The 25,817-nt window shown below is 60.7% G+C and carries 23 protein-coding genes and 1 other RNA gene; 5 read left to right on the forward strand and 19 right to left on the reverse strand.

Annotated elements, in window-relative coordinates:
- Positions 1-58 precede the first annotated feature (58 nt).
- Entirely contained in the window at positions 59-1,552 is a 1,494-nt protein-coding gene (locus WH299_RS21910; protein ID WP_323623459.1) for a sensor domain-containing diguanylate cyclase, read from the forward strand.
- 262 nt (positions 1,553-1,814) lie between these two features.
- Here the strand turns inward: WH299_RS21910 and lpxC are convergent, their stop codons facing one another.
- The 18 genes from lpxC to rsmI form a co-directional block, all read right to left on the reverse strand.
- Positions 1,815-2,726: a UDP-3-O-acyl-N-acetylglucosamine deacetylase gene (gene lpxC, locus WH299_RS21915; RefSeq protein WP_003171886.1), complete on the reverse strand. Its 912-nt coding sequence runs from the start codon at positions 2,724-2,726 to the stop codon at positions 1,815-1,817.
- A 112-nt stretch (positions 2,727-2,838) separates the two neighbouring features.
- Positions 2,839-4,044 carry a cell division protein FtsZ gene (gene ftsZ / locus WH299_RS21920; protein ID WP_016974964.1) on the reverse strand — a complete coding sequence of 402 codons (1,206 nt, stop codon included), beginning with the start codon at positions 4,042-4,044 and terminating at the stop codon, positions 2,839-2,841.
- Positions 4,045-4,109: 65 nt separating this feature from the next.
- Positions 4,110-5,372, reverse strand: a complete 1,263-nt coding sequence (gene ftsA / locus WH299_RS21925; RefSeq protein ID WP_010213031.1) for a cell division protein FtsA — start codon at positions 5,370-5,372, stop codon at positions 4,110-4,112.
- A 15-nt stretch (positions 5,373-5,387) separates the two neighbouring features.
- Positions 5,388-6,257, reverse strand: coding sequence for a cell division protein FtsQ/DivIB (locus WH299_RS21930; RefSeq protein WP_016974963.1), 870 nt, complete (start codon positions 6,255-6,257; stop codon positions 5,388-5,390).
- 4 nt (positions 6,258-6,261) lie between these two features.
- Positions 6,262-7,218 (reverse strand): D-alanine--D-alanine ligase, encoded by a 957-nt coding sequence (locus WH299_RS21935; RefSeq protein ID WP_123478208.1) that lies wholly within the window; start codon positions 7,216-7,218, stop codon positions 6,262-6,264.
- Positions 7,215-8,660: a UDP-N-acetylmuramate--L-alanine ligase gene (gene murC / locus WH299_RS21940; protein ID WP_122686131.1), complete on the reverse strand. Its 1,446-nt coding sequence runs from the start codon at positions 8,658-8,660 to the stop codon at positions 7,215-7,217. The genes WH299_RS21935 and murC overlap by 4 nt, the downstream gene beginning before the upstream one ends.
- Positions 8,653-9,723, reverse strand: a complete 1,071-nt coding sequence (gene murG, locus WH299_RS21945) for an undecaprenyldiphospho-muramoylpentapeptide beta-N-acetylglucosaminyltransferase (RefSeq protein WP_122723802.1) — start codon at positions 9,721-9,723, stop codon at positions 8,653-8,655. The genes murC and murG overlap by 8 nt, the downstream gene beginning before the upstream one ends.
- Positions 9,713-10,936: a putative lipid II flippase FtsW gene (gene ftsW, locus WH299_RS21950; protein WP_016974959.1), complete on the reverse strand. Its 1,224-nt coding sequence runs from the start codon at positions 10,934-10,936 to the stop codon at positions 9,713-9,715. Before ftsW ends, murG begins: the two co-directional genes overlap by 11 nt.
- Positions 10,933-12,279, reverse strand: a complete 1,347-nt coding sequence (gene murD, locus WH299_RS21955) for a UDP-N-acetylmuramoyl-L-alanine--D-glutamate ligase (protein ID WP_122723800.1) — start codon at positions 12,277-12,279, stop codon at positions 10,933-10,935. The genes ftsW and murD overlap by 4 nt, the downstream gene beginning before the upstream one ends.
- Before the next feature lie 6 nt (positions 12,280-12,285).
- Positions 12,286-13,368, reverse strand: coding sequence for a phospho-N-acetylmuramoyl-pentapeptide-transferase (mraY, locus tag WH299_RS21960; RefSeq protein ID WP_028618893.1), 1,083 nt, complete (start codon positions 13,366-13,368; stop codon positions 12,286-12,288).
- Positions 13,368-14,738 carry a UDP-N-acetylmuramoyl-tripeptide--D-alanyl-D-alanine ligase gene (locus WH299_RS21965; RefSeq protein WP_323623463.1) on the reverse strand — a complete coding sequence of 457 codons (1,371 nt, stop codon included), beginning with the start codon at positions 14,736-14,738 and terminating at the stop codon, positions 13,368-13,370. Before WH299_RS21965 ends, mraY begins: the two co-directional genes overlap by 1 nt.
- Positions 14,731-16,194 carry a UDP-N-acetylmuramoyl-L-alanyl-D-glutamate--2,6-diaminopimelate ligase gene (locus WH299_RS21970; protein WP_123478202.1) on the reverse strand — a complete coding sequence of 488 codons (1,464 nt, stop codon included), beginning with the start codon at positions 16,192-16,194 and terminating at the stop codon, positions 14,731-14,733. Before WH299_RS21970 ends, WH299_RS21965 begins: the two co-directional genes overlap by 8 nt.
- Entirely contained in the window at positions 16,194-17,936 is a 1,743-nt protein-coding gene (locus tag WH299_RS21975; protein WP_017738701.1) for a peptidoglycan D,D-transpeptidase FtsI family protein, read from the reverse strand. Before WH299_RS21975 ends, WH299_RS21970 begins: the two co-directional genes overlap by 1 nt.
- Positions 17,936-18,229: a cell division protein FtsL gene (ftsL, locus tag WH299_RS21980; RefSeq protein ID WP_016974953.1), complete on the reverse strand. Its 294-nt coding sequence runs from the start codon at positions 18,227-18,229 to the stop codon at positions 17,936-17,938. The genes WH299_RS21975 and ftsL overlap by 1 nt, the downstream gene beginning before the upstream one ends.
- Positions 18,226-19,173: a 16S rRNA (cytosine(1402)-N(4))-methyltransferase RsmH gene (gene rsmH / locus WH299_RS21985; RefSeq protein WP_016974952.1), complete on the reverse strand. Its 948-nt coding sequence runs from the start codon at positions 19,171-19,173 to the stop codon at positions 18,226-18,228. Before rsmH ends, ftsL begins: the two co-directional genes overlap by 4 nt.
- Positions 19,170-19,625, reverse strand: coding sequence for a division/cell wall cluster transcriptional repressor MraZ (gene mraZ, locus WH299_RS21990; protein ID WP_003171868.1), 456 nt, complete (start codon positions 19,623-19,625; stop codon positions 19,170-19,172). The genes rsmH and mraZ overlap by 4 nt, the downstream gene beginning before the upstream one ends.
- Positions 19,626-19,979: 354 nt before the next feature.
- An RNA gene (gene rnpB, locus WH299_RS21995) (RNase P RNA component class A) lies at positions 19,980-20,333 on the reverse strand.
- A 96-nt stretch (positions 20,334-20,429) separates the two neighbouring features.
- Positions 20,430-21,335 (reverse strand): 16S rRNA (cytidine(1402)-2'-O)-methyltransferase, encoded by a 906-nt coding sequence (gene rsmI, locus WH299_RS22000; RefSeq protein WP_161634132.1) that lies wholly within the window; start codon positions 21,333-21,335, stop codon positions 20,430-20,432.
- Between the two features lie 176 nt (positions 21,336-21,511).
- Between rsmI and WH299_RS22005 the strand changes: the two genes are divergently transcribed.
- The 4 genes from WH299_RS22005 to WH299_RS22020 all read left to right on the forward strand — a co-directional run bounded on the left by WH299_RS22005 (position 21,512) and on the right by WH299_RS22020 (position 24,958).
- A complete protein-coding gene (locus WH299_RS22005) occupies positions 21,512-23,323 on the forward strand; it encodes a penicillin-binding protein activator (RefSeq protein WP_123478200.1) in 1,812 nt (603 codons plus the stop codon).
- A complete protein-coding gene (locus WH299_RS22010; protein ID WP_339551283.1) occupies positions 23,323-23,694 on the forward strand; it encodes a YraN family protein in 372 nt (123 codons plus the stop codon). The genes WH299_RS22005 and WH299_RS22010 overlap by 1 nt, the downstream gene beginning before the upstream one ends.
- 92 nt (positions 23,695-23,786) lie before the next feature.
- On the forward strand, positions 23,787-24,380 hold the full coding sequence (locus tag WH299_RS22015) for a phosphoheptose isomerase (RefSeq protein WP_007904374.1): 594 nt from the start codon (positions 23,787-23,789) through the stop codon (positions 24,378-24,380).
- Entirely contained in the window at positions 24,377-24,958 is a 582-nt protein-coding gene (locus tag WH299_RS22020; RefSeq protein ID WP_012722284.1) for a BON domain-containing protein, read from the forward strand. The genes WH299_RS22015 and WH299_RS22020 overlap by 4 nt, the downstream gene beginning before the upstream one ends.
- A 59-nt stretch (positions 24,959-25,017) precedes the next feature.
- Here WH299_RS22020 and WH299_RS22025 read toward each other — a convergent pair whose 3' ends face one another.
- A complete protein-coding gene (locus tag WH299_RS22025) occupies positions 25,018-25,791 on the reverse strand; it encodes an OmpA family lipoprotein (RefSeq protein ID WP_012722283.1) in 774 nt (257 codons plus the stop codon).
- Positions 25,792-25,817 lie beyond the last annotated feature (26 nt).

Genomic DNA, 25,817 nt, shown 5'->3' on the forward strand with positions numbered 1-25,817 from the left:
TTTAATTTTCATCGGGTAGAACTAAACTGCCAGCATCCTCACCGCTGAAGTCTGCCCGATGAGTCCACGCCCTGTTCGTACCTCACCCGCACATCCTGAGTTGTTACTGATGCTGGGCAGCGGGCTCAGCGTTGCCCTGATTGTGATCATTGTCGCGGTGCTGTTGATTCGCGAACACGCCAGCACGCTTGAGGCGGCCAAGCGATCTACCACCAATATCGCCCAATTGATCAACGCCGACGTGCTGCGTAACGTCGAGCTGTATGACCTGGCGCTCAACGGGCTGATTACGGCCACGCAACGTGAAGACCTGTCCCAGGTTGCCGCCAATATCCAGCACTTGGTGCAGTTTGATTTATCCACGGCGGCGCCTTTCAAAGGTGAGGTCTTGCTGCTGGATGCCAACGGCAAGGTTATCGCCGACTCCTCCACACTGCGGCCCACGCCACGTAATTTTGCCAGCCGCGATTATTTCCAGGTGCATGCCAAGGACGCCAACGCCGGCCTGTTTATCAGTCGACCCTTCAAGATCCATTGCGACTGCGACCAGGTCTGGCGCATGGCATTCAGTCGACGTGTGTCGGGCCCCAAGGGGGAGTTTGTCGGCGTAGCGGTCGCGACCATGCGCCTGGCGTATTTCGACCAGCTCTTCAACACCCTGACCATCGGCAACGGCAGCAGCGTCAACCTGCTGAACAACAACGGCATTCTCCTGGCCCAGCAGCCGCTGCTCGAACGCGACATGATCGACAAGGACCTGAGTGACCGGCCTAACTTCAAGCGAATACTGCGCGACGGAAGCGGCAGCTTTCAGGCGATCTCTGCCATCAGTGGTAAAGAGCGCCTGTATACCTTTACCAATGTCGGTGCCCTGCCGCTGATCGTGGTGGTTGCATTGTCCAGCGAGGACGTATTCGCGCCCTGGAGACGCGCGGCACTGCTGACCAGTGGTGCCACCGGGGTGCTCTGCGCCGGTTTGTTGTGGCTGACCTGGTTGCTACGCCGGGAACTGCGACGGCGGCGTCGCGCTGAACGAGTACTGTCAGAACTGGCAGCCACCGATGCGTTGACCGGCCTGGCCAACCGGCGCGTTCTGGATGAACGCCTGCGCCTTGAGTGGGACCGCGCTCAGCGCTCCACCGAGCCGCTGACGGTGCTGATGATTGACGTGGACCACTTCAAGGCCTTCAACGACCGCCACGGCCATCACGGTGGCGACGACGCGTTGCGCAGCGTGGCCCAGGTGATCGGCAGCAACATCCGCCGACCGGCCGACCTGGCCGCACGTTATGGCGGCGAAGAGTTTGCGGTGGTGCTGCCGGTGACCGACGCCAAGGGCGCCTGGGTGATCGCCGAGCACATCCGCAGCGCCATCGAGCACTTGCCCAAGGTGGCAGGCGATGACCAGCCGATTACGGTGAGCATTGGCATGAGCACTTGGGACAAGCGTAGCCGTCAGTCGCTGGAGGCGTTGTTGCTAAGTGCGGATCAGGCGCTCTATGAAGCCAAGCACACCGGGCGCAACCGTATCGTGGATGCTTCGGTCCTTTAATGAACACGGCGTTTCTGTGGTGAGCGGGCTTGCCCCGCGCTGGGGCGCGAAGCGGCCCTAAAAACAGACGCCGCGCTTCTTCAGGCTGAACCGCGCTGGCAGTACTGGGGCCGCTCCGCAGCCCAGCGCGGGGCAAGCCCGCTCACCACAACAAGCCCGCTCACCACAATAGGCCCGATCGCCACTAAGCACCCTAAAATTCAGGCATAAAAAAAGGCCACCCGAAGATAGCCTTTCAAAACTAAAGAAAGAGAGTTGTTACTTACACCGCCGCAACGGGACGCATGTAAGAGATCGGTGCGGTGCTGGCATCTTCGAAGGTCACGACTTCCCAAGCGTCTGTCTGCTCAATCAACTTGCGCAGCAGCTGGTTGTTAAGGGCGTGGCCCGACTTGAAGCCTTTGAACTCGCCTATCAGGCTATTGCCCAGCAGGTAGAGGTCACCGATTGCATCGAGGATCTTGTGCTTCACGAATTCGTCTTCGTAGCGAAGGCCGTCTTCGTTCAGTACACCATCCGCGTCGACCACAATGGCGTTTTCAACGCTGCCGCCGAGTGCGAGGTTGTGCTTGCGCAGGTACTCGATGTCACTCATGAAGCCAAAGGTACGGGCGCGGCTGACTTCTTTTACGAACGAAGTGCTGGAAAAATCCACGCTTGCACTTTGGGTGCGGTCACGGAATACCGGGTGATCGAAATCGATCTCAAAGCTCACTTTAAAGCCTTCGAACGGGACGAAGGTGGCGCGCTTGTCGCCGTCTTCTACTGTCACTTCCCGCAGAATGCGAATGAACTTCTTGGCTGCGTCCTGTTCTTCCAGGCCGGCAGATTGAATCAAGAATACGAAGGGTCCAGCGCTGCCATCCATGATCGGGACTTCGGACGCGGAGAGCTCGACGTAGGCGTTATCGATGCCCAGGCCAGCCATGGCCGAGAGCAAGTGCTCCACCGTATCCACTTTGACGTCACCGTTGACCAATGTGGTCGACATCGTGGTTTCGCCAACGTTTTCCGCGCGAGCAGGAATCTGCACCACAGGGTCCAGGTCGGCACGAACAAACACGATGCCGGTGTCGACAGGTGCAGGTTTGAGGGTCAGGTATACCTTCTCCCCGGAGTGCAGACCTACACCTGTGGCACGGATAATATTCTTCAGGGTGCGTTGTTTAATCATGGCTTGGACCGCTTGAGCGCAAATTGCGAACTGGTATCAACAAAGGCTGGCGATAATAGCAGACCAGACCTTTGCTGAACACCAATCACCTTCATAGCCCTGATACATTCCATTAATCGGCCTGACGACGCAAGAATGCCGGGATGTCCAGGTAGTCCAGGTCATCTTGCGGATTCGGGCTACGGGACGCCGCAGCACCGGCCTGAGCCTGGTTGCGCATCACGGTCGGACGGTCCAGATCACGGTAGTTCACCGACGGCAGTTCCTGGCGCGAAGGCGCTGGAGCGGCAGCCGCTTGGCTGGCGTGGCTGGCTTGGGCGTTGTGCAGGGTGTTGTCGATCACCTTCACAGGCTTCTCGATTTTTGCACCCAGGCCGGTCGCAACCACGGTTACATGCAGCTCGTCGCGCATGTCCGGATCGATCACGGTACCGACTTTGACCATCGCGTGCTCGGAAGCGAAGGCTTCGATGATGCTACCCACGTCGGAGTACTCACCCAGGGACAGGTCAGGACCGGCGGTGATGTTCACCAGGATGCCGCGTGCACCTTGCAGGTTCACGTCTTCAAGCAACGGGTTGCGGATGGCCGCTTCGGTGGCTTCACGCGCACGGTTCGGACCGCTGGCGCAGCCAGTGCCCATCATCGCCATGCCCATTTCGCTCATCACGGTGCGTACGTCGGCAAAGTCGACGTTGATCATGCCTGGGCGCTTGATGATGTCGGAGATACCGCGAACGGCACCGGCCAGTACATCGTCAGCCTTGGCGAACGCGGACAGCAGGCTTGCGTCCTTGCCCAGGATAGTCAGCAGTTTCTCGTTGGGGATGGTGATCAACGAGTCGACGCTTTCAGACAGCAGACGGATACCTTCGTCGGCAATCTGCATGCGCTTGCGGCCTTCGAACGGGAACGGACGGGTCACGACAGCGACCGTCAGAATGCCCATTTCCTTGGCCACTTCGGCAATGATCGGCGCAGCACCGGTACCGGTACCGCCGCCCATGCCGGTGGTGATGAACACCATGTTGGTGCCTTGCAGCACTTCAGCAATACGCTCGCGGTCTTCCAGCGCGGCTTGACGGCCGACTTCCGGGTTGGCGCCAGCGCCGAGGCCCTTGGTCACGGCTGTGCCCAATTGCAGGATGGTCCGCGCGCCGATGCTTTTCAGCGCCTGGGCATCAGTGTTGGCGCAGATGAATTCAACGCCTTCAATGTTGCTCTTGACCATGTGGTTGACAGCGTTGCCGCCGCCACCGCCGACACCGATCACTTTGATGACCGGGCTTGCGGGGATGTTGTCTACGAGTTCGAACATGTTCCCTCTCCTTTCGTTTTCTCTAGTTTTTTCGCCTACTGCTTACAACGGTGTCGCGGTAAATCTTAAAAATTGCCTTTGACCCATGCCTGCAAACGCTCGAACAACGGCGCTTTCGCCTCGTCGTCGCTGCGGTAGCTGTCACGGTTGCTCGGGCCCGACAGGGAAATGCCGTCGGTCTGCTTTTGCAGTCCGTACAACAGCAAGCCCACACCGGTGGAATAAATCGGGTTGCGTACTACGTCGCCCAAGCCTTTGACGCCATGGGGCACGCCCAGGCGGACTGGCATGTGGAAGATTTCCTCGGCCAGTTCGACCGCGCCTTCCATCTTCGAGGTGCCACCGGTCAGCACAATGCCGGCCGGGATCAAATCTTCGTAGCCGCTGCGACGCAGTTCCGCCTGGATCAGGGTGAACAGTTCGTCGTAGCGCGGCTCGACCACTTCGGCCAGGGCCTGGCGCGACAGTTCACGCGGTGGACGATCGCCCACGCTCGGCACCTTGATGGTCTCGCCGGCACCGGCCAGTTTGGCCAGGGCGCAGGCGTAGCGAATCTTGATTTCTTCGGCGTACTGGGTCGGTGTACGCAGCGCCATGGCGATGTCGTTGGTCACCTGGTCGCCGGCAATCGGGATCACGGCGGTGTGACGGATCGCACCCTCGGTGAAGATCGCGATGTCGGTGGTGCCGCCGCCGATGTCGACCAGGCACACGCCCAGCTCTTTCTCGTCGTCGGTCAGTACCGAATAGGCCGAGGCCAACTGCTCGAGAATGATGTCGTCGATTTCCAGGCCGCAGCGGCGCACGCATTTTTCAATGTTCTGTGCGGCGTTGACGGCGCAGGTCACCACGTGGACCTTGGCTTCCAGACGTACGCCGGACATGCCCAGCGGCTCACGAACGCCTTCCTGGTTGTCGATCACGTAGTCCTGCGGCAGCGTGTGCAATACGCGCTGGTCAGCCGGGATCGCCACGGCCTGGGCAGCGTCAAGGACGCGCTCAAGGTCGGCGGAGCTGACTTCGCGGTCGCGGATTGCCACGATGCCGTGGGAGTTCAGGCTGCGGATATGGTTGCCCGCCACGCCAACGAATGCCGAGTGGATCCGGCAACCGGCCATCAGCTGCGCTTCTTCGATGGCGCGCTGGATCGATTGCACGGTGGACTCGATGTTCACCACCACGCCCTTCTTCAGGCCCCGGGACGGATGCGTGCCAATACCGACGATTTCGATGACGCCGTCTTCCCCGACCTCGCCCACCAGCGCCACCACTTTGGAGGTGCCGATATCGAGACCGACGATCATTTTGCCGCTTTGCACGTTTGCCATGGGTCCTGCCTCTTCTTAATTCTTCGCGACAGCGGGTTGCGCTGCCGTGGGCGCAGCCGGTTCACGCCAGCCGACGGCAAGGCCGTTGGCGTAACGCAGGTCGACGCTCGCAATGTTCGTAATCTGTTCTTTCAAGGTCTTGTCATAGATGGCAATGAAGCGGCGCATCTTTTCCACCAAGCGGTCGCGTCCCAGCAACAACTGGATGCCCGGGCCGGAACTGCCTGCCCCGGTCGTCAAAAACCAGCTACCCCGTTCACGCAGTTCCAGGCGTGCAATGGAGAAGCCCATTGGCCGCAGCATCTGGCTCAAGGCCTGGTACTGCTGCATCACTTGTTGCTGCGCCCGCTGCGGCCCGAACAGCTGCGGCAGGTGCTCGTAGTTCGCCAGCTCACGCGGGGTGAACGCCTGGCCCTGGTTGTTCAACAGCGCTTCGTCGCCCCAACGGGCCACGGGCAGTTGTTCTTCCAGACGGATCGTCACTTGGTCCGGCCATACGCGGCGGACTTCGGCGTGGGCGATCCACGGCATCTGTTCCAGCTCCGCGCGCATACCGGCCAGGTCGATGGTAAAGAAGCTTGCCGCCAGGTACGGGCCGATGCGCTGCTGTACCGCTTGCTGGCTGATGTAGCTCAAGTCGCCCTGCACGCTGATCTTGGTGATCGGCCGGTCGGCGTACGGCAACAGACGCTGCGCGCCTTCGTAGGTTCCGAAGCCCAGCACTACCAGCAACACCGGCCAGAACAGCGCCTTGAGGAAACCAAAGTTGGCTTTCGGCAGGCGCGCCGACATCGGCTCTTTAGCCACCATTCGGCTGGCACCCCGTGGCACCGGCTTGCGGCTCGGTGCTTGTGGGGGCTGATGACGAAGCGATGCGCCTTTCATGTCCTTAGCCTCTTGGCTCAATGCTGTCGGCCAGGATCGCCAGCACCAACTGCTGGAAGTCCAAACCGGCCGCACGGGCTGCCATAGGTACCAGGCTGTGGTCGGTCATGCCCGGTGCGGTGTTGACTTCCAGGAACCAGAAATTCCCTTGGTCATCCTGCATCACGTCTGCGCGCGCCCAACCGGCGATACCCAGCGCCTCACAGGCTTTCGCCGTGAGGTCCATCAATTCCTGTTCTTTGCTTGCGTCAAGGCCGCACGGGATCCGGTACTGGGTATCGGAAGCTAGGTACTTGGCGTCGTAGTCGTAAAAGGTGTGGGGCGTGCCCAATGCGATAGGTGGCAAAACCTGACCACGCAGGGTGGCGATGGTGTACTCGGGACCGGAAATCCACTGTTCCACCAACACTTGCGAATCGTAGGTACTTGCCGCTTTCCATGCGTCGATCAATTCGGCGGCCGAGTTCACTTTAGCCATGCCGATACTGGAGCCTTCATGGGCAGGTTTGACGATCAAAGGCAGGCCCAGTTCCTTGGCTGCAGAAATACAATCGTCTTCGCTGCACAGAACACTGTGACGCGGGGTTGGAATGCCCAGGCTGTGCCACACCTGCTTGGTGCGCAACTTGTCCATCGCCAGCGCGGAGGCAAGGATGCCGCTGCCGGTGTAAGGGATGCCGGCGCACTCCAACAGGCCTTGCATGCTGCCGTCTTCACCGCCACGGCCGTGGAGGATGATGAAGGCGCGATCGATCTTCTCGGCCAGAAGGCGAGCGAGGAAGTCATCGCCCACGTCGATGCCGAAGGCGTTCACGCCGGCGCTTTGCAGGGCTTCGAGCACAGCGTTGCCGGACTTGAGCGACACTTCACGTTCAGCGCTTTTGCCGCCGAACAACACCGCTACGCGACCGAAGTCAGCGGGTGCGATTGTGGAAAACAGGGAGCCGTAGTCAGTGATCATTTCGACTTCCCCTTCGCGGCGGCAAAGAGCGGGCTCGCCAGCAATTTAGGGGCAAGGCCACCAATATCACCGGCACCCTGGCACAGCAAAATGTCACCGGCCCGCAGCAGCGGCTTGACGATCGGCGCCAGGTCTACACCACGCTCGATGTAGATCGGGTCCAACTGGCCACGCTGACGGATGCTGTTGCACAGCTTGCGGCTGTCGGCGCCCGGGATCGGTTCTTCACCGGCCGGGTACACCTCCATCAGCAACAGCACGTTGGCATCGGCCAATACATTGACGAAATCGTCGTACAGGTCGCGGGTACGGCTATAGCGGTGTGGCTGGTACACCATCACCAGACGGCGCTCCGGCCAGCCACCGCGCACGGCCTTGATCACGGCAGCAACTTCGGTCGGGTGATGACCGTAGTCGTCCACCAGCATCACGTCACCGCCTTCTACCGGCAACTGGCCGTAGACCTGGAAGCGACGGCCCACGCCGGCAAAGCGCGACAGACCTTCGACGATGGCCTCATCGCTGACGCCTTCGTCGGTGGCGATGCAAATAGTCGCCAAGGAATTGAGGACGTTGTGATTGCCTGGCATGTTCACCGAGACATCCAGCGGCTCGCGCTCCGGACGCAGCACGGTGAAGAAGGTTTGCATGCCTTCCTGTCGCACATTGATGGCGCGCACGTCGGCGTCTTCGCTGAAGCCGTAGGTCACGGTCGGACGTTTGACCAATGGCAGGATTTCACGCACCACCGGATCGTCCAGGCACACCACGGCCAGGCCGTAGAACGGCAGGTTGTGCAGGAACTCGACGAAGGTTTTCTTCAACTTGTTGAAGTCACCGTCGTAGGTCGCCATGTGATCTTCGTCGATGTTGGTGACGACAGCGACTAGCGGTTGCAGGTGCAGGAAGCTCGCGTCACTTTCATCGGCTTCGGCGATCAGGTAACGGCTGGTGCCCAATTGTGCATTGGTGCCGGCTGCATTCAGGCGGCCACCGATGACGAACGTCGGGTCCAGGCCACCGGCCGCGAACACCGAGGCGATCAGGCTGGTGGTGGTGGTTTTGCCGTGAGTACCGGCGACGGCGATGCCATGGCGATAACGCATCAGCTCAGCCAGCATCTCGGCGCGTGGCACCACGGGAATGCGGCGCTCAAGGGCAGTGGCCACTTCCGGGTTGGAGGTGTTCACGGCGCTGGACACCACCAGCACGTCAGCCTCGGAGGCGTTCTCCGCGCGGTGGCCGATGAAGATCTGCGCGCCGAAGGTTTTCAGGCGATCAGTGACCGGCGACTCTTTCAAGTCGGAGCCGGACACCTGGTAGCCCAGGTTCAGCAACACTTCGGCAATACCGCACATGCCCACGCCGCCGATACCGACGAAGTGGATACGACGGATGCGGCGCATTTCCGGTTGCGGCATGGCTTTCTGATTCTCAACCATGGGCCACCTCCAGGCAGATATCGACCACGGTGCGGGTTGCGTCAGGTTTGGCCAGGCGGCTTGCGGTGCTCGCCATGCTATTGAGTCGTTCCGGTTGCATCAAAACCTCAGTCAGGCGTGCGGCCAAATCGGCGGCGCCAGTCGTTCTTTGCGGCAGCAGGAAGGCAGCGCCCTCCCCGGCCAAATATTCGGCATTGCGGGTCTGGTGATCGTCGATCGCGTGGGGCAAAGGCACCAGCAAGGACGGCAGACCGGCGGCAGCCAGTTCACTGACGGTCAGCGCACCGGAGCGGCAGACCACCAGGTCGGCCCAGCCATAGGCGTGGGCCATGTCTTTGATGAAAGGCTGTACGTTCGCCTCAACACCGGCTTCGCGATAACGCGTGGCGGTGACTTCACCGTGATCTTTGCCGGCCTGATGGAAGACCTCCGGACGCAATTCCACGGGGAGTTGCGCCAGGGCTTCCGGCAGCAGTTTGTTCAACGGCTCGGAGCCCAGGCTGCCGCCCATGACCAGCAGGTGCGGCTTGCGCCCTTGCAGTGCTTCACGGGCGATGTCCATGAACAGTTCAGTGCGCACCGGGTTGCCGGTGGTACGCAGCTTGTCCGAGGCGCCAAAAGTTTTCGGGAACGCTTCACACACCCGAGCGGCCAAGGGCACCAACAGACGGTTGGCGGTGCCGGCGACGGCGTTCTGCTCGTGCACGATCACCGGCACACCGGCGAGCTTGGCGGCGACGCCACCAGGGCCGGTCACATAGCCACCAAAACCGAGGACACACACCGGTTTCAGTTCACGAATGACTTTGCGTGCCTGCCACACCGCCTTGAGCAACACGAACGGCGCCTTGAGCAGGGACAATTTGCTCTTGCCACGCAGGCCCGTGACGTTGATCAGGTGCAGCGGCAAACCGGCATTCGGTACCAGTTCGTTTTCAATGCCACGCGGCGTGCCCAACCAGTGCACGGTGTAGCCACGGTTCTGGAATTCGCGCGCGCAAGCCAGGGCCGGGAACACATGGCCCCCGGTGCCGCCTGCCATGATCAGCACGTTAGCGCCCATGGGTTGGCTCCTCGGCAAAATCGCTTTCGCTGAATTCCATCTCTTCGCTGCCCAGGTGGGTTCGACTCTCCCACTCGATGCGCAACAACAAGCCCAGGCACGCGCAGCAGATCACCAACGAACTGCCGCCATAACTGAGGAACGGCAAGGTCAGGCCCTTGGTCGGCAGCAGGCCGACGTTTACACCGATGTTGATCAGGAACTGGCCGATCCACAGGAACGACAAGCCGTACGCCACATAAGCAGCGAAATACTGTTTGGCCTTCTCGGCCCACAGGCCGATGTACATGCCGCGCACACACACGAACACGAACAGCGCGACGGTGCACAGCGAACCGACCACGCCGAGCTCTTCAGCGAGCACCGAGAACACGAAGTCGGTGTGCGCTTCCGGCAGGTAGAACTGCTTCTGCACGCTGTTGCCCAGGCCCACGCCGAGCCACTCGCCGCGACCGAAGGCGATCAGCGCCTGGGTCAACTGGTAGCCGGAACCGAACTGGTCGGACCAGGGGTCGGTAAAGGTAATCAGACGCGCCATCCGGTAGGGTTGCGCCTGCACCAGAATGGTCACGGCCGCCACGGCCAGCACCACCATCAAGGTAAAGCGGAACAGCCCCACGCCGCCAAGGAACAGCATCGCCGCCGCCGCCCCCATCATCACGACGGTGGCACCGAAGTCGGGTTCCATCAGCAACAGGCCGGCCATCGGCAACAGCACGATGAACGGCTTGAAGAAGCCCATCCAGCTTTCGCGTACTTCTTTCTGGCGACGCACCAGATAACCGGCCAGGTAGATCACCACGAACACCTTGGCGATTTCCGACGGCTGCACGTTGAACGCGCCGAAGCCGATCCAGCGCATCGAACCGTTCACCTCCCGGCCGATGCCGGGCAGGATCACCATGATCAGCAAGCCGAACGCACCGATCAGCATCAGCCAACCCAGGCGTTGCCAGGTGGCGATCGGGATCATCATGGTGACGATGCACGCGCCAAGACCGATCACCAGGTACACCAGGTGACGGATCATCATGTACAGGGTGTTGCCCGACTGCACGGCCGCCACTTCGGACGAAGCCGAGGTGATCATCACCAGGCCCAGGCCCAACAGCGCCAGGCAACCGGCGAGCATCGGGAAATCGAGGTCGATACCGCGCCCAGTAATGATCGGCGATGGGTACGGCTTGATGATATTTCTGAAGTTAATGCTCATGCCAAGGCCTCCACGGCGGCGGCGAACAGCTGGCCGCGCTCTTCGTAGTTCTTGAACATGTCGAAACTGGCGCACGCCGGCGACAGCAGCACCGCATCGCCCGGCTGGGCCAGGGCTTGGCATTGCGCGATGGCATCGTCCAGGGAGGTAGCGCGCACTTGCGGCACGGCATCGCCGAGGGCGTCGGCAATCAAATCGGAATCGCGGCCCATCAGCACCACGGCGCGGCAATGCTCGGCGACCGGGCCTTTAAGATCCTTGAAGTCTGCGCCCTTGCCGTCGCCACCGGCGATCAGCACCAGCTTGCCTTCGATATCGGCGCCAAGGCCTTCGATAGCCGCCAGGGCAGCACCGACGTTGGTGGCCTTGGAATCGTTGTAATAGCTGACGCCGTCGAGATCGCGCACCCACTGGCAGCGATGTTCCAGGCCGCCGAACGTACGCAGGGCCGACAACATGGCGTCGAACGGCAGTCCGACAGCATGGCCCAGCGCCAGAGCTGCCAGGGCGTTGGACTGGTTATGGGCGCCACGGATTTTCAGCTCGCGCACCGGCATCAGGTTCTGGAATTCGAAGGCCAGGTATTTCTCGCCGTTCTCTTCGCGAATGCCGAAGGCTTTGAAATCAGGTTTGCTCAGGCCGAAGGTCCAGCATGGCAGGCCCTCGCCCATCAGCGGACGGCTCAACGCGTCCTGACGGTTGACCACCACTTGCTTGGCGCCCCGGAAGATCCGGTGCTTGGCCAAGTGATAGGCCGGCAGGCCGCTGTAGCGGTCCATGTGGTCTTCACTCACGTTCAATACAGTGGCCACTTCGGCACCGAGATCGTGGGTGGTTTCCAGCTGGAAGCTCGACAGCTCCATCACATACAGCTCGACATCGTCGCTGAGCAGGTCCAGCGCCGGGGTGCCGAGGTTGCCGCCCACGGCGACGCGCTTGCCAGCCGCAGCCGCCATCTCGCCGACCAGGGTGGTCACGGTGCTTTTCGCGTTGGAACCGCTGATAGCCACGATCGGCGCCTGCGCGTTACGCGCGAACAGGTCGATGTCGCCGGACAGCTTCACGCCACGGGCGGCGGCGGCTTGCAGGGCCGGGGTCGCGATGGCCAGGCCGGGGCTCACGTAGAGCTCGTCGGCGCGGCACAGAAACTCGACATCCAACTCGCCACAACGCACTTCCACGTGCGGGTAGTCACGGCGCAGCGTGACCAGCTCCGGTGGATTTTCCCGCGTGTCGGCCACGGCAAACGGCTTGCCCCGGTTCGCCAGGAAGCGAACCAGGGACATGCCGCTCTTGCCGAGGCCGACAACGATGCGGAAGTGGTCTGAAGCGATCAGGGACACTCGTTTCTACCTCAGTTTCAGGGTGGCAAGGCCAATCAGCACCAGAATCACGGTGATGATCCAGAAGCGGACGATCACGCGTGGCTCGGGCCAGCCCTTGAGTTCAAAGTGGTGGTGAATCGGCGCCATCCGGAACACACGACGCCCGGTTAATTTGAAAGAAGCCACCTGGATGACGACCGACAGGGTTTCCATCACGAACACACCGCCCATGATGAACAGCACGATTTCCTGGCGAACGATCACGGCAATGGTGCCGAGGGCCGCGCCCAGCGCCAGTGCGCCGACGTCACCCATGAAGACTTGTGCGGGATACGTGTTGAACCACAGGAAGCCCAGGCCGGCACCGATCAGCGCGCCGCAGAACACGATCAATTCACCCGCGCCCGGTACGTAAGGGATCAGCAGGTATTCAGCGAATTTCACGTTACCCGACAGGTAGCAGAAGATGCCGAGCGCGCCGCCCACCATCACCGTCGGCATGATCGCCAGACCGTCGAGGCCATCGGTCAGATTGACCGCGTTGCTGGAGCCGACGATCACGAAGTAGGTCAGCACCACGAAGCCGACGCCCAGGGGAATGCTGGCGTCCTTGAGCATCGGGATGATCAAGGTGGTTTCGACCGCGCTTGGCGCAGTGGTGTAGAGGAATATCGCAGCGCCGAGGCCGAACACCGACTGCCAGAAATACTTCCAGCGACTTGGCAGGCCTTTCGAGTTCTTCTCGATCACCTTGCGGTAGTCATCCACCCAGCCGATAGCACCGAACAGCAAGGTCACCAATAACACCGTCCACACGTAGCGGTTATGCAAGTCGGCCCACAACAGGGTGCTGATACCGATGGACGACAGGATCAGTGCGCCGCCCATGGTCGGAGTGCCGGATTTGGACAGGTGCGACTGCGGGCCGTCATTACGAACCGATTGACCAATTTGCAGGTTCTGCAGGGTGCGGATCATCCACGGCCCCAGAAACAGCGACAAACACAGCGCGGTCAGCACACCCAGGATCCCGCGCAGGGTCAGGTACTGAAAGACCGCGAAGCCTTTGTGGAACTGTTGCAGATACTCAGCCAGCAGCAGCAGCATTAATGTTTCTCCGTACTTGAGCCACACAAGGCCGCGACGACGTTTTCCATCACCGCGCTGCGCGATCCCTTGATCAAAATGGTTGTGTGTTTGTCGTGTTCAGCCGCCGTCAGCGCCTGGATCAGCTCGGCCTGGGTCGCAAAATGACGGGCACCAGGGCCGAATACGCTGACGGCGTGCGCCATGTGCGGGCCGACGGCGTACAGCGCGTCGACTTTGCCAGCGGCGTAGGCGCCGACGTCGCGGTGGGACTGTTCGGCCCACTCGCCCAGTTCGGCGATATCACCCAGCACCAAAACCTTGCGGCCGTCGAAGCTTTTGAGCAGGTCGATGGCGGCGCAGATGGAGGACTGGTTGGCGTTATAGGTGTCGTCGATCACGCGCATGCCGTTGCTGGCCAACTGCGCCACGGTGCGCCCTTTGACCGGCTGCACCGCGCCCAGACCCGTGGCGATACCGAACAGCGACACGCCCAGGGCGTAAGCGGCTGCGGCGGCGGCCAAGGCATTGGCGACGTTGTGGTTGCCCAGCAAATTCAGTTGCACGTGTTGGTTGCCTTGCGGGGTATGCAAGGTAAAGGACGGGCAGCCACGCGCATCAACGGTAATGTTCGAGGCATGGAAATCAGCCGCGGCATTGAGCACGGCAAACGTCAGGACCTTGCGACCGGCGGCACGCACACGCCAGGTTTCGAAGGCCTTGTCGTCGAGATTCAATACAGCAGTGCCCGATGCATCAAGGCCCTCAAGGATTTCGCCCTTGGCTTCGACAATTTTTTCCGGGCCACCGAACTCGCCAACGTGGGCGGTACCGGCGTTATTGATGATCGCCACGTGGGGCTTGGTCAGCGCCACGGTGTAGGCGATTTCGCCGACGCGCGACGCGCCCAGTTCGATCACGGCCGCCGTGTGTTCCGGGGCCAGTTCAAGCAGGGTCAGCGGAGCGCCGAAATCATTGTTCAGGTTGCCACGGGTCGCGAGGACCGGGCCGCGCGTGCGCAACACGCCGGCGAGCAGTTCCTTGACCGTGGTCTTGCCGCTGGAGCCGGTGATGGCTGCAACGGGCTTATCAAAGGCCGCACGGTTCAGCGCACCCAGTTGGCCCAGCGCCAGACGTGTGTCGGCGACCAGCAACTGCGGCAACGTTGAATCAGGCACTTCGCGCTGCACCAACGCACCGACGGCACCTTTGGCAGCGACGTCATTCAGGTAGTCGTGACCATCGAAACGCGGGCCAGCCAGGGCAACAAACAATTGCCCAGGCTTGATGGCGCGGCTGTCGATACTGACGCCATCGAAACTGCAATCGCTCGACAACACTCGGGCCGAAAGGGCCTGGGTCAGTTCGCTGAATGTCATCGCTTTAAGCATGGGCGACCTCCCAGGCGGTCAAGGCGTGATCGGCCTCGACCAGATCGGAGAAGGCGTGGCGCTCGCCGTTGATTTCCTGATAGTCCTCGTGACCTTTACCGGCCAACACCACCACGTCGTCAGCACCGGCGCTGGCGATCAATTGGGCGATGGCGGCACCGCGGCCGGCGACAAACGAGGCCTTGGACACGTCTTTGAAGCCGATACGGATGTCGTCGAAAATCTGGCTCGGGTCTTCGCTGCGCGGGTTGTCGTCGGTGACGAGCACGCCATCGGCCAGGCGCTCGACGATCTCGGCCATCAGCGGACGTTTGCCGCGATCACGGTCACCGCCGCAACCGAACAGGCACAACAGCTTGCCCTTGGCATGTGGGCGCAGGGCAACCAGGACTTTTTCCAGGGCATCCGGCGTGTGGGCGTAATCGACGACTACCAACGGCTGCTTGCCGCCACCCAGGCGCTGCATGCGACCGACCGGGCCTTCCAGCTTCGGCAGTACACGCAGGATTTCGTCGAGAGCGTAATCCAGGCCGAGCAATGCACCGACTGCCGCCAGGGTGTTGCTCAGGTTGAAGCGACCGAGCAGGCTGCTGCGCAAATGATGCTCGCCCTGCGGCGTCACCAGTGTGGCGCGGACACCTTCGTCGTTGAAGTGGGCTTCGCGGCAATACAGGTACGCGCTGGCGTCTTCCAGGCTGTAGCTGATCAGGCGCGATTCACGTTCTTCGGCAGCCAGTTGGCGGCCAAACTCGTCATCCAGGTTTACCACCCGGCACTTGAGGTCGTTCCAGGCAAACAGCTTGGCCTTCTCGGCAGCGTAGGCTTCCATGGTGCCGTGGTAATCAAGGTGATCACGGGACAGGTTGGTCATCACCGCCACATCAAACGCCAGCGCAGCAACGCGGCCTTGATGCAGACCGTGGGACGACACTTCCATGGCAACCGCCTTGGCGCCGGCCTTTTTCAGGTCCGCCAGGGTCGCTTGCACGGCGATTGGGTTCGGCGTGGTGTGCAGGCCGCTTTGCAGCGCGCCGTAGAAACCGGTGCCCAGTGTGCCGACGATGCCGCAATGCTGACCTAGCAGGTCAAGTGCCTGGGCGATCAGTTGGGTCACGCTGGTCTTGCCGTTGGTGCCGGTGACGCCGACCAGATTGACGTGTCGACTCGGATCACCATAAAAACGCCCGGCGATGTCCGAGAGCTGCTTGGCCAGACCTTTGACTGGAATCAACGGAACATCAGTAATCGGCAGCACAGTGGCGCCTTCCACTTCATAGGCCACGGCAGCCGCGCCGCGTTGCAACGCGTCGGCGATGTGCGCACGGCCATCGAATTTACCGCCAGGCACGGCCAGGAACAGGTCACCGGCACGCACATTGCGGCTATCCAGACTCAATTCGCGAATCAGCAGATCGCGACCGGCGTGGGCAAAAATCTTGTTCAGGCTAAGAGACATCAGCCGCGCCCTCCATTGGCTTTTACGGCAGCAGCCGGTGGTCCGGCGTTCGCTTGTTGCGTCGGCGGCAGGTTATCCGGCGTGATGTTCATCAGGCGCAGGGTGCCGGACATCACTTTGCTGAACACCGGCGCCGATACCAGGCCACCGAAGTAACCGGCTTTGCTCGGCTCATCGATCACAACGACGATGGCGTAGCGCGGATCGCTCATCGGGCCAAAGCCGGCGAACAGCGAACGGTAGGAGTTTTCGGCGTAGCCCTTGGTGCCCACCGAGGTTTTACGCGCGGTACCCGACTTGCCGGCCACGTGGTACGCCGGCACCTGGGCACGGAATACGCCACGCGGTGCTTCGATCACTTGTTGCAGCATGCCTTGCATGGTCTTGGCGACGTTTTCCGGGATCACCTGGGTGGCTTTCGGCGCTTCGTCGACATGGATAAGGCTCAGCGGAACCATCCGGCCATTATTCGCCAATACAGAGAAAGCGTGGGCCAGCTGGATCGCCGTCACCGACAGGCCGTAGCCGTAGGAAAGCGTGGCGGTCTCGGCCTTTTTCCAGTCGCGATAGTTCGGCAGGTTGCCCACACGCTCGCCTGGGAAATCGAGGCCAGTGGGCTGGCCCAGACCGATCTTCTGCGCCAGGTGGTAGATGGTTTCGCCACCGATATCGAAGGCGACCTTACTCATGCCCACGTTACTGGAGTTGATCAGGATACCTGTCAAATCCAGTACCGGACCTTCGGTGCGCGACACGTCACGAATGGTGTATTTGCCCAACTGCAAGGTGCCTGGATACACCTCGACCTTGTCGCTAGGCTTCCAGCGTCCGGTTTCGAGGGCGGCACTCATGGAGATGGCTTTCATGGTCGAACCCGGTTCGAACACGTCGATCATCGCGCGGTTGCGCATCATCGCCGGTTGCAGGTTGCGACGGTTGTTGGGGTTGTAGGTCGGCTGGTTGACCATGGCGAGGATCTCGCCGGTCTTCACGTCCATGATCACCAGGCTGCCGGCCTTGGCGCCGTTCTCGATGATCGCGTTACGCAGCTCGCGGTTGGCCAGGTATTGCAGGCGCAGGTCAATCGACAACGCCAAGGGCTTACCGGCCTTGGCGTTTTTGGTGACTTGGACATCCTTGATCAGTCTGCCGCGCCGATCCTTGATGACTTGTCGTTTGCCGGGAACCCCGGCGAGCCATTCATCGTAGGCGAGTTCCACGCCTTCGCGGCCATGGTCATCGATGTCGGTGAAGCCGACCATATGCGCAGTGGTTTCACCGGCCGGGTAGAAACGACGGAATTCCTCGATGCCGTAGACACCGGGGACTTTAAGGTCGAGCACTTGCTGGCCTTGTTCAGGGGTCAGCCCGCGAACCAGGTAGATAAACTCTTTATTGGCCTGGGCTTCCAGGCGCTCAGCCAAGGCTTTCGGGTCTTGTCCCAGCGCAGAGGCAAGGGCCGGCCAACGATCCTTGGCGACCTGCAGTTCCTTTGCGTTCGCCCACAGAGTGGTCACCGGGGTACTAACGGCCAAGGGCTCGCCGTTGCGGTCGGTGATCAGGCCGCGGTGTGCAGGAATCGGAATATGACGCAAGCTACGGGCGTTGCCCTCGCCGATCAGGAAGTCACGGTCGACTACTTGCAGATCGATGATCCGCCAGGCAATCGCACCGACCATCAATGCCAGCAAGCCGAGCATCAGGCGGAAACGCCAGGGGTAGAGTGCACCCTCGAGTTTCATCATGGCGCCACCATGCGGACTTCAGCCGCGCCAGGAATGTGCATTTTCAGCTGCTCGGTGGCCAGCACTTCGATGCGGCTATGGGCCGTCCAGGTGCTTTGCTCGAGGATCAACCGCCCCCACTCCGCCTGCGCTTTGTCACGCACACTCAATTCCCCATACAGGGTATTGAGCAGTTGACGGTTGTAGTGGGCGCTGTAGGACACCGCAATCGCGGAAACCAACACACCGACAAACAGCAGCATCATAAAGAAGCTGCCGCCCGGGAGGGGCTTGGCGAAAAGCTTGCTCACCGCAACTTCTCGGCAACGCGCATGACGGCGCTGCGGGAACGTGGGTTGGCTTTGAGTTCGGCTTCGGAAGCGAACTGCGCTTTGCCATGGATTTTGATTTTCGGCACAAAGGCTTCGAAACGTACCGGCAGGTTGCGCGGCAGGTTGTCGGACTCACCCTTGACCAGGCGACGCATGAACAGTTTGACGATACGGTCTTCCAGGGAGTGGAAGCTGATCACCACCAGGCGACCGCCCACTTCCAGCGCTTCGAGGGCAGCCTCAAGGCCGGCCTCCAAGTCACCCAATTCGTTGTTGACGTGAATGCGCAGGCCCTGGAACGCACGGGTCGCTGGGTTCTTGCCTTTTTCCCATGCCGGGTTGGCGACTTTCAGCACTTCGGCCAGATCAGCGGTGCGCTCGAACGGCTGGATTTCACGACGTTCGACCACGGCACGGGCCATGCGACCGGCGAAGCGTTCTTCACCGTATTCCTTGAACACGCGGGTGATTTCTTCATGAGGTGCGGTCGCAATAAACTCCGCTGCGCTGATACCCCGAGTCGGGTCCATGCGCATATCGAGCGGGCCGTCATTCATGAAACTGAATCCACGTTCCGGGTCGTCGAGCTGTGGCGAAGACACGCCCAAGTCGAGCAAAACCCCGGCCACCTTGCCCGCCATGCCGCGCTCGGCGACTTCGGCGCCCAGCTCGGCAAAGCTGCGCTGCACAACGACAAAGCGGCCGTCTTCGGCCGCTAGCGCTTGCCCGGTGGCAATCGCTTGAGGGTCTTTGTCGAACCCAAGGAGCTTACCGTCGGACCCGAGCTGGCTGAGTATCAACCGGCTGTGCCCGCCTCTGCCAAACGTGCCATCCAGATAGCAGCCATCCGCGCGTACGGCGAGAGCCTCAACGGCTTCGTCAAGCAGTACGGTGATGTGGTTAAAGCCGCTATCAATAGTCACAGGATCAAATCACGCAGTTCATCAGGCATAGCGCCCGGTTGTTGAATAGCAGCCAGGTCAGCTGCAGAAACAGCATCCCAGGCATCTTCGTCCCACAATTGGAACTTGTTCAGTTGGCCGACCAGCATTGCGCGCTTGTCCAGCTTGGCGTACTCGCGCAGACGCGGAGGCACTAGGAAACGACCGCTGCCATCCAACTCGAGGTCGACGGCATTACCGATCAGCAAACGCTGCAGGCGGCGGTTCTCTTCACGCAATGAAGGCAAGGCGCGCAATTTGGTTTCAATCAACTCCCACTCATCGAGGGGGTAAACACATAAACAAGGGTCAACGGCATCGATCGTGATGATCAACTGTCCGGAACTTCGCGAAATGAGCTCGTCACGATACCGGCTCGGCATGGCGAGACGGCCTTTTGCATCGAGACTGATAGCGTTAGCTCCGCGAAACACAGATGCGTTTCTCCAAATTTTAGCGTTTTACGTTCAAAAAACCCACTTTGTGCCACTTTCCGCCACTTGCGCACACTATAGGAATGCGCCCACCACACCGTCAAGGCGCGGATTCAAGGAAAAGCCTTACAGAACGGAGATTTAGGAGCGTAAAGGGAGGAGAAACCAGAGTTCGGCGATGTTTTTGGCCCAACAAGCGCAGATAGCTCAAAGAGCTATAGCTCGAAGTTAAAGTAATTTATTAAGAGTAAGATTTTTTTGGTATTACGAAGACGCATCTGCCAATGATTCGGCAGGGAGGGATTCTTGCGTTACTACCGGTTTTCTGCCCGAGATTCGGACAGAAGGAAAAAGGTGGAGAGTCGATCTGTAAGCCGGGTTCTGTCTTGAACAGTCATTCGTCTACGATGGCCATCACTGGACATCTTTAGCAACCTACCCGGTCCCAGCGCGGGCCACGCCTTGGGACCCTATTTGGTCTTGCTCCAAGTGGGGTTTACCTAGCCACGAACTGTTGCCAGTCGTGCGGTGCGCTCTTACCGCACCTTTTCACCCTTACCGGCACCGAAGCGCTTAGGCGGTTATTTTCTGTGGCACTTTCCGTAGGCTCACGCCTCCCAGGCATTACCTGGCACTTCGCCCTATGGAGCCCGGACTTTCCTCCCCCCCCTAATTTTCATAGAGGGCAGCGACTGTCCAATCGACTCTCCGCCGCGCAGGTTAACGGCACGGCGGACTTAGGACAAGTAATAAAAGTTCAGAATTGCCATCACGTTCAGACGGAATACGGGTTTAACGCTGGAACTAATCGGCTTTCTGCTTATCCAGCGCCGCTTGATACAAGAGGTTCTTGCGCACGCCAGTAATTTCCGCCGCCAGAGCCGCTGCACGCTTGAGTGGCATTTCCTTGAGCAGCAGATCCAGAATGCGCATGGCCTCGCTGCCCACGGCATCTTCATCCTCAGGCGCGGTCCAGCCCGCCACCAGCACCACGCACTCTCCGCGTTGTTGGTTGCTGTCGCCCTCGACGAACGCACGCAGCTCTTCCAACGGCAGGCCCTTGAGGGTTTCAAAGGTCTTGGTCAGCTCGCGGGCCAGCAACGCAAGGCGTTCGCCGCCAAACACCAGCTCCATGTCCTGCAGGCATTCAAGGATGCGATGCGGGGCCTCATAGAAGATCAGGGTGCGCGGCTCTTCCTTCAGCGCTTGAAGGCGCGCACGACGCCCTACTGCTTTAGCCGGCAGAAAACCCTCAAAGATGAAACGGTCGGACGGTAGGCCTGCCGCCGACAATGCTGCGATCAGCGCGCACGCACCCGGAACAGGCACTACATTGATACCAGCAGCCCGCGCCTGGCGCACCAAGTGGTAGCCGGGGTCGGAGATCAGCGGCGTGCCCGCGTCAGAGATCAACGCCACATCGTCGCCGGCCAGCAGGCGCACAATAAAGCGACTGCCTTCCTCGCGCTCGTTGTGCTCATGGCAAGCCGCTAATGGCGTGCTGATACCAAAATGCTGCATCAACCGCTGGGAGTGACGGGTGTCTTCAGCCGCGATCAATTTAACCTCGCGCAACACTTTCAATGCCCGGGCACTGATGTCGTCCAGGTTGCCAATGGGCGTCGCCACGACAAAAAGCGAGCCTGCAGTGGAATTCAAAGGACCTGGAGCAGTCAAAACGCACACCTCGATGGTTGGCAAAAGCGACATTGTAGCGCGTAGGCGCCTGGAAAATATGCCATCACGGCCGATGCCTTTTCAGCCGTTTAACGCCCGTTGCAACATTTGCACGACCTAAATCGACGGTTTCACGCCAGTAACATCGCGCCTGGGCCAGTGCTTGGGTACAATTCCACGCTAATTTGATCGGTATCAGGAACACTTACATGATCGCTTGCCTGCGGCTGCTCTCCGCCCTCTGCCTCGCTGCCTTGCTGGCCGCGTGTGCCAGCTCGCCCTCGTCCAGCCTTGGCGACCTTCCACGGACCCCGGACGCCAGTATCGAGCAACTGCTCGAACAGGCCACCACCGCCAAGACACCAGAAAAGGCCGCGCTGCTGCGCCTGAGTGCGGCAGACATGGCCTACAAACAGAACAACCCTGGCCGCTCGTCGCAGATTCTTGCGCAGGTGCCCCTGGATGCCCTCAAGCCAGCCGCGCAGGTGTTTGCCAGCACCCTGGCCGCCGAACTGGCCATGGCGCGCAACCAGCCCAAGGCCGCGTTGACCGCCTTGAACCACCCGAGCCTGCAAAGCCTGAAGGAGCTGCCGCCTGAACAGCAGATCCGCACCGGCAGCGTGCATGCCCGTGCGTATGAAGCCGATGGCCAGACCTTGGCCGCCGCCCGCGAACGCGTGGCCATGGCCCCACTGCTCACAGGCGATGCCGCCAAAAGCAACCATGAAGCCATCTGGGTTCTGATTGCCGCCCTGCCGGCCGAACAGCTGCAAGCCAGCGGCAACCCGACGCTCGACGGCTGGATCACCCTGGCCCAGGCGGTAAAAGGCGCGGGCACGCTGGAGCAACAACAAGCGGCCATCGACACCTGGCGTGCACAGAACCCAGGCCACCCAGCCGCTGTGCAATTGCCGACACCACTGACCAAACTCAAGGAGCTGGCGAGCCAGCCCCTGACCAAGATCGCCCTGCTGCTGCCACAGGATGGCCAGTTGGCCTCCGTCGGCAAGGCACTGCGTGAAGGTTTCATGGCTGCGCACTACCAGGCCGAACAAGCCGGGCAGAAGCCGCCGGTGATTGAGTTCTATGACAGCTCGCGCCTCAACTCCCTCGACGACTTCTACGCCAAGGCCCAGGCTGACGGCGTGCAACTGGTGGTCGGCCCACTGGAGAAACCGCTGGTCAAACAGCTGAGCGCTCGCCCGCAACTGCCGATCACCACGCTGGCGCTGAACTACAGCGAGACCGATCAAGGCCCCGCGCAACTGTTCCAATTCGGCCTGGCCGCAGAAGACGAAGCCCGCGAAGTCTCGCGTCGCGCCCGTGCCGACGGCCTGCACCGTGCGGCCGCAATGGTGCCGCGTGGCGAATGGGGCGAGCGTGTCTACAAGGCCTTCCGCCAGGACTGGGAAGCCAATGGCGGCCAGGTCATGGGGGTTGAGTACGTCGATCAACCAGTCGCCCTGGCCCAGCAGATTGCCGACTTGTTCCAATTGCGCAAAAGCGAAGGCCGCGCCAAAAGCCTGCAAAGCACCGTTGGCACCGACGTGGCCGCGCAGCCTTCGCGTCGCCAGGACATCGAGTTCATCTTCCTGGCGGTGACCCCGCAACTGGCCCAACAGATCAAGCCAACCCTGAACTTCCAATATGCCGGTGATGTGCCGGTGTACGCCACGTCTCACGTATTCAGCGCCAGCGGCGACAAGAATCAGTACCTGGACATGACCAACGTGATGTTCTGCGAAACCCCTTGGCTGCTCAACACCACCGACCCACTGCGCAACCAGGTTGCCGCGCAATGGCCGCAAGCCAATGGCAGCCTCGGCCGCCTGTACGCGATGGGCGTCGATGCCTACCGCCTGGCGCCGCGCCTGGGACAACTCAAGGCCCTGCCGGACACCCGTGTTGACGGTCTTTCGGGCAACCTGGGCATCAGCACCAACCAGCGCGTTGATCGCCAGATGCCGTGGGCCAAGTTTGTCGGCGGCGAGATCCAGCGCCTGCCGGACACCCCGCGCTGATGCCTGAGCGGTCCAGCGCACAAAGCGGCAAGGATGCCGAACTACAAGCTCTGAAACACTTGCAACAACAGGGTCTGCGCCTGCTGGCGCAGAACTGGTTGTGTAAACGCGGCGAGCTTGATCTGGTCATGCTTGACGGCGATACAGTAGTATTCGTCGAAGTCCGCTACAGAAAACACGCACAATGGGGTGGCGCGCTCGCCAGTATTGATGGGCGCAAGCGTCAAAAGCTGATACTCGCCGCGCAGTTTTTCCTGCAAAAAGAGCATCGCTGGGCCGACGCCCCCTGCCGTTTCGATGTGGTCGCCATAGAAAGCACACCGTCTGGTCATGCTGATCTGAACTGGCTCAAAGATGCCTTCGACAGCTGATTCGCCGGACATCTTCACCACACACTTTTGCTCTTTGCTTTGCGGGCTGCACATTCCTGTGCCAAACAGCCGCGCTACTTAAGGTCACACAGATGGACATGCAATCCCGAATTCGCCAGCTTTTCCAGGCCAGCATCGACACCAAGCAACAGGCGATGGACGTACTTGCACCGCACATCGAGCAAGCCAGTCAGGTCATGGTCAATGCCTTGCTCAACGAGGGCAAAATGCTTTCGTGCGGCAACGGCGGTTCGGCCGGCGACGCCCAACATTTCTCGTCTGAGCTGCTCAACCGCTTCGAGCGTGAGCGCCCGAGCCTGCCGGCCATCGCCTTGACCACCGATTCGTCGACGATTACTTCGATCGCCAACGACTACAGCTACAACGAAATCTTCTCCAAGCAGATCCGCGCCCTAGGCCAACCCGGCGATGTGCTGCTGGCGATTTCTACCAGCGGCAACTCGGCGAATATTATTCAGGCGATCCAGGCCGCACATGATCGCGAAATGATTGTCGTAGCATTGACCGGACGCGATGGCGGTGGCATGGCCTCGCTGCTGTTGCCTGAAGACGTGGAGATCCGTGTCCCGGCCAATGTCACCGCACGTATCCAGGAAGTCCACCTGCTGGCGATCCACTGCCTGTGCGATCTGATCGACAGCCAACTGTTTGGGAGTGAAGAATGACCGTTAACCGCCTCAGCCTTTTGGCCATCACCCTGTGCCTCGCTATCAGCGGCTGCAGCACGGCCATCACTGCAACACGCGACACCCCTATTCAGGATGACAAGGGCACCCGCACCTTCGGCAGCAAGATCGATGACTCGCTGATCGAGACCAAGGTTGAAGTCAACGTCGCCAAGGCCGCGCCCGATCTGGGCAATGGTGCTTCGCGTATCGTAGTGACCAGCTTCAACGGCGTTGTGCTGCTCGCCGGCCAGACGCCACGCGCCGACCTCAAGGCCCAGGCCGAACAAGCCGCCGCTGCCGTACAACGCGTGAAAAAGGTCCACAACGAATTGCAGGTGATGGACCCGATCACCCTGCTGGCCATCAGCAACGACGCACTGCTGACTACCAAGATCAAGGCACAGATGCTCACCGATAACGCGATCCCTGGTTCGCGCATCAAGGTCGTGACCGACAACGGCATCGTCTACCTGATGGGCCTGCTCACCCAGGCTGAAGCCACTCGTGCAGCCAACCTGGTGCAGGGTGTGTCCGGTGTGCAGAAAATCGTGAAGGTGTTCGAATACATCGATTGATGTAATGACGCAGCCACAAAAAAGGGCGCCTTACGGCGCCCTTTTTTATTAACGAATGTTTACTGGTACTGCGAGTACGGATTGCCCTGGAACTGGTTGTTCTGTTGTGGCGCCTGTTGCTGGGCTCCTGGCTGGCCGTACTGTTGGCCTGGGATCGGGCCGAGGTTGACTTCAACACGACGGTTCTGGGCACGGCCGTTGACGTCGGCGTTGCTGGCAATCGGGTTATCCGGGCCGGCACCGCGGGCGCTCAGGTTGGCGCCGTTGACGCCCTGGGAGGTCAGGTAGTTAGCCACGCTCTGGGCGCGACGCTGAGACAGGTCCATGTTCAACTGACGGCTACCGGTGCTGTCGGTGTAGCCAACGATCTGGATAGTGTTCTGGTTGAACTGCTTGAGCGAGTTGGCCAGGTTGTTCAGCGGCTGGTAGAAGCTGCTGGAGATCGCGTCCGAGTTGGTCGCGAAGGTGATGTTGCCCGGCATGATCAGCTTGATCTGGTCGCCCTGGCGTTGAACCTCAACACCGGTGTTGGCCATGCTTTCACGCAGTTTCTTTTCCTGTTGGTCGGCGTAGTAGCCGTACCCTGCGGCACCGGCACCCGCAACGACGGCACCGATCAGCGCGCCCTTGCCACGGTTGTTGTGATCGATGGCCGCACCGGCCAATGCACCGGCGAGGGCACCCAGGCCGCCGTACTTGGCGGTCTTGCTCATCCCGCCGGATTCATTACTCGCCTGTCCCTGGCTGCTGCCGTCATAAGGATTAGGTGATGCGCAGCCGGACAACAGGGCTACAACGGTAGCGACAACAAGCAGACGACGCGAAGTGAACATGAAGGGAGCTCCTACGTTTGCATTCT

This window comes from Pseudomonas sp. MYb541, from assembly GCF_037479595.1.
GTDB lineage: Bacteria > Pseudomonadota > Gammaproteobacteria > Pseudomonadales > Pseudomonadaceae > Aquipseudomonas > Aquipseudomonas canadensis.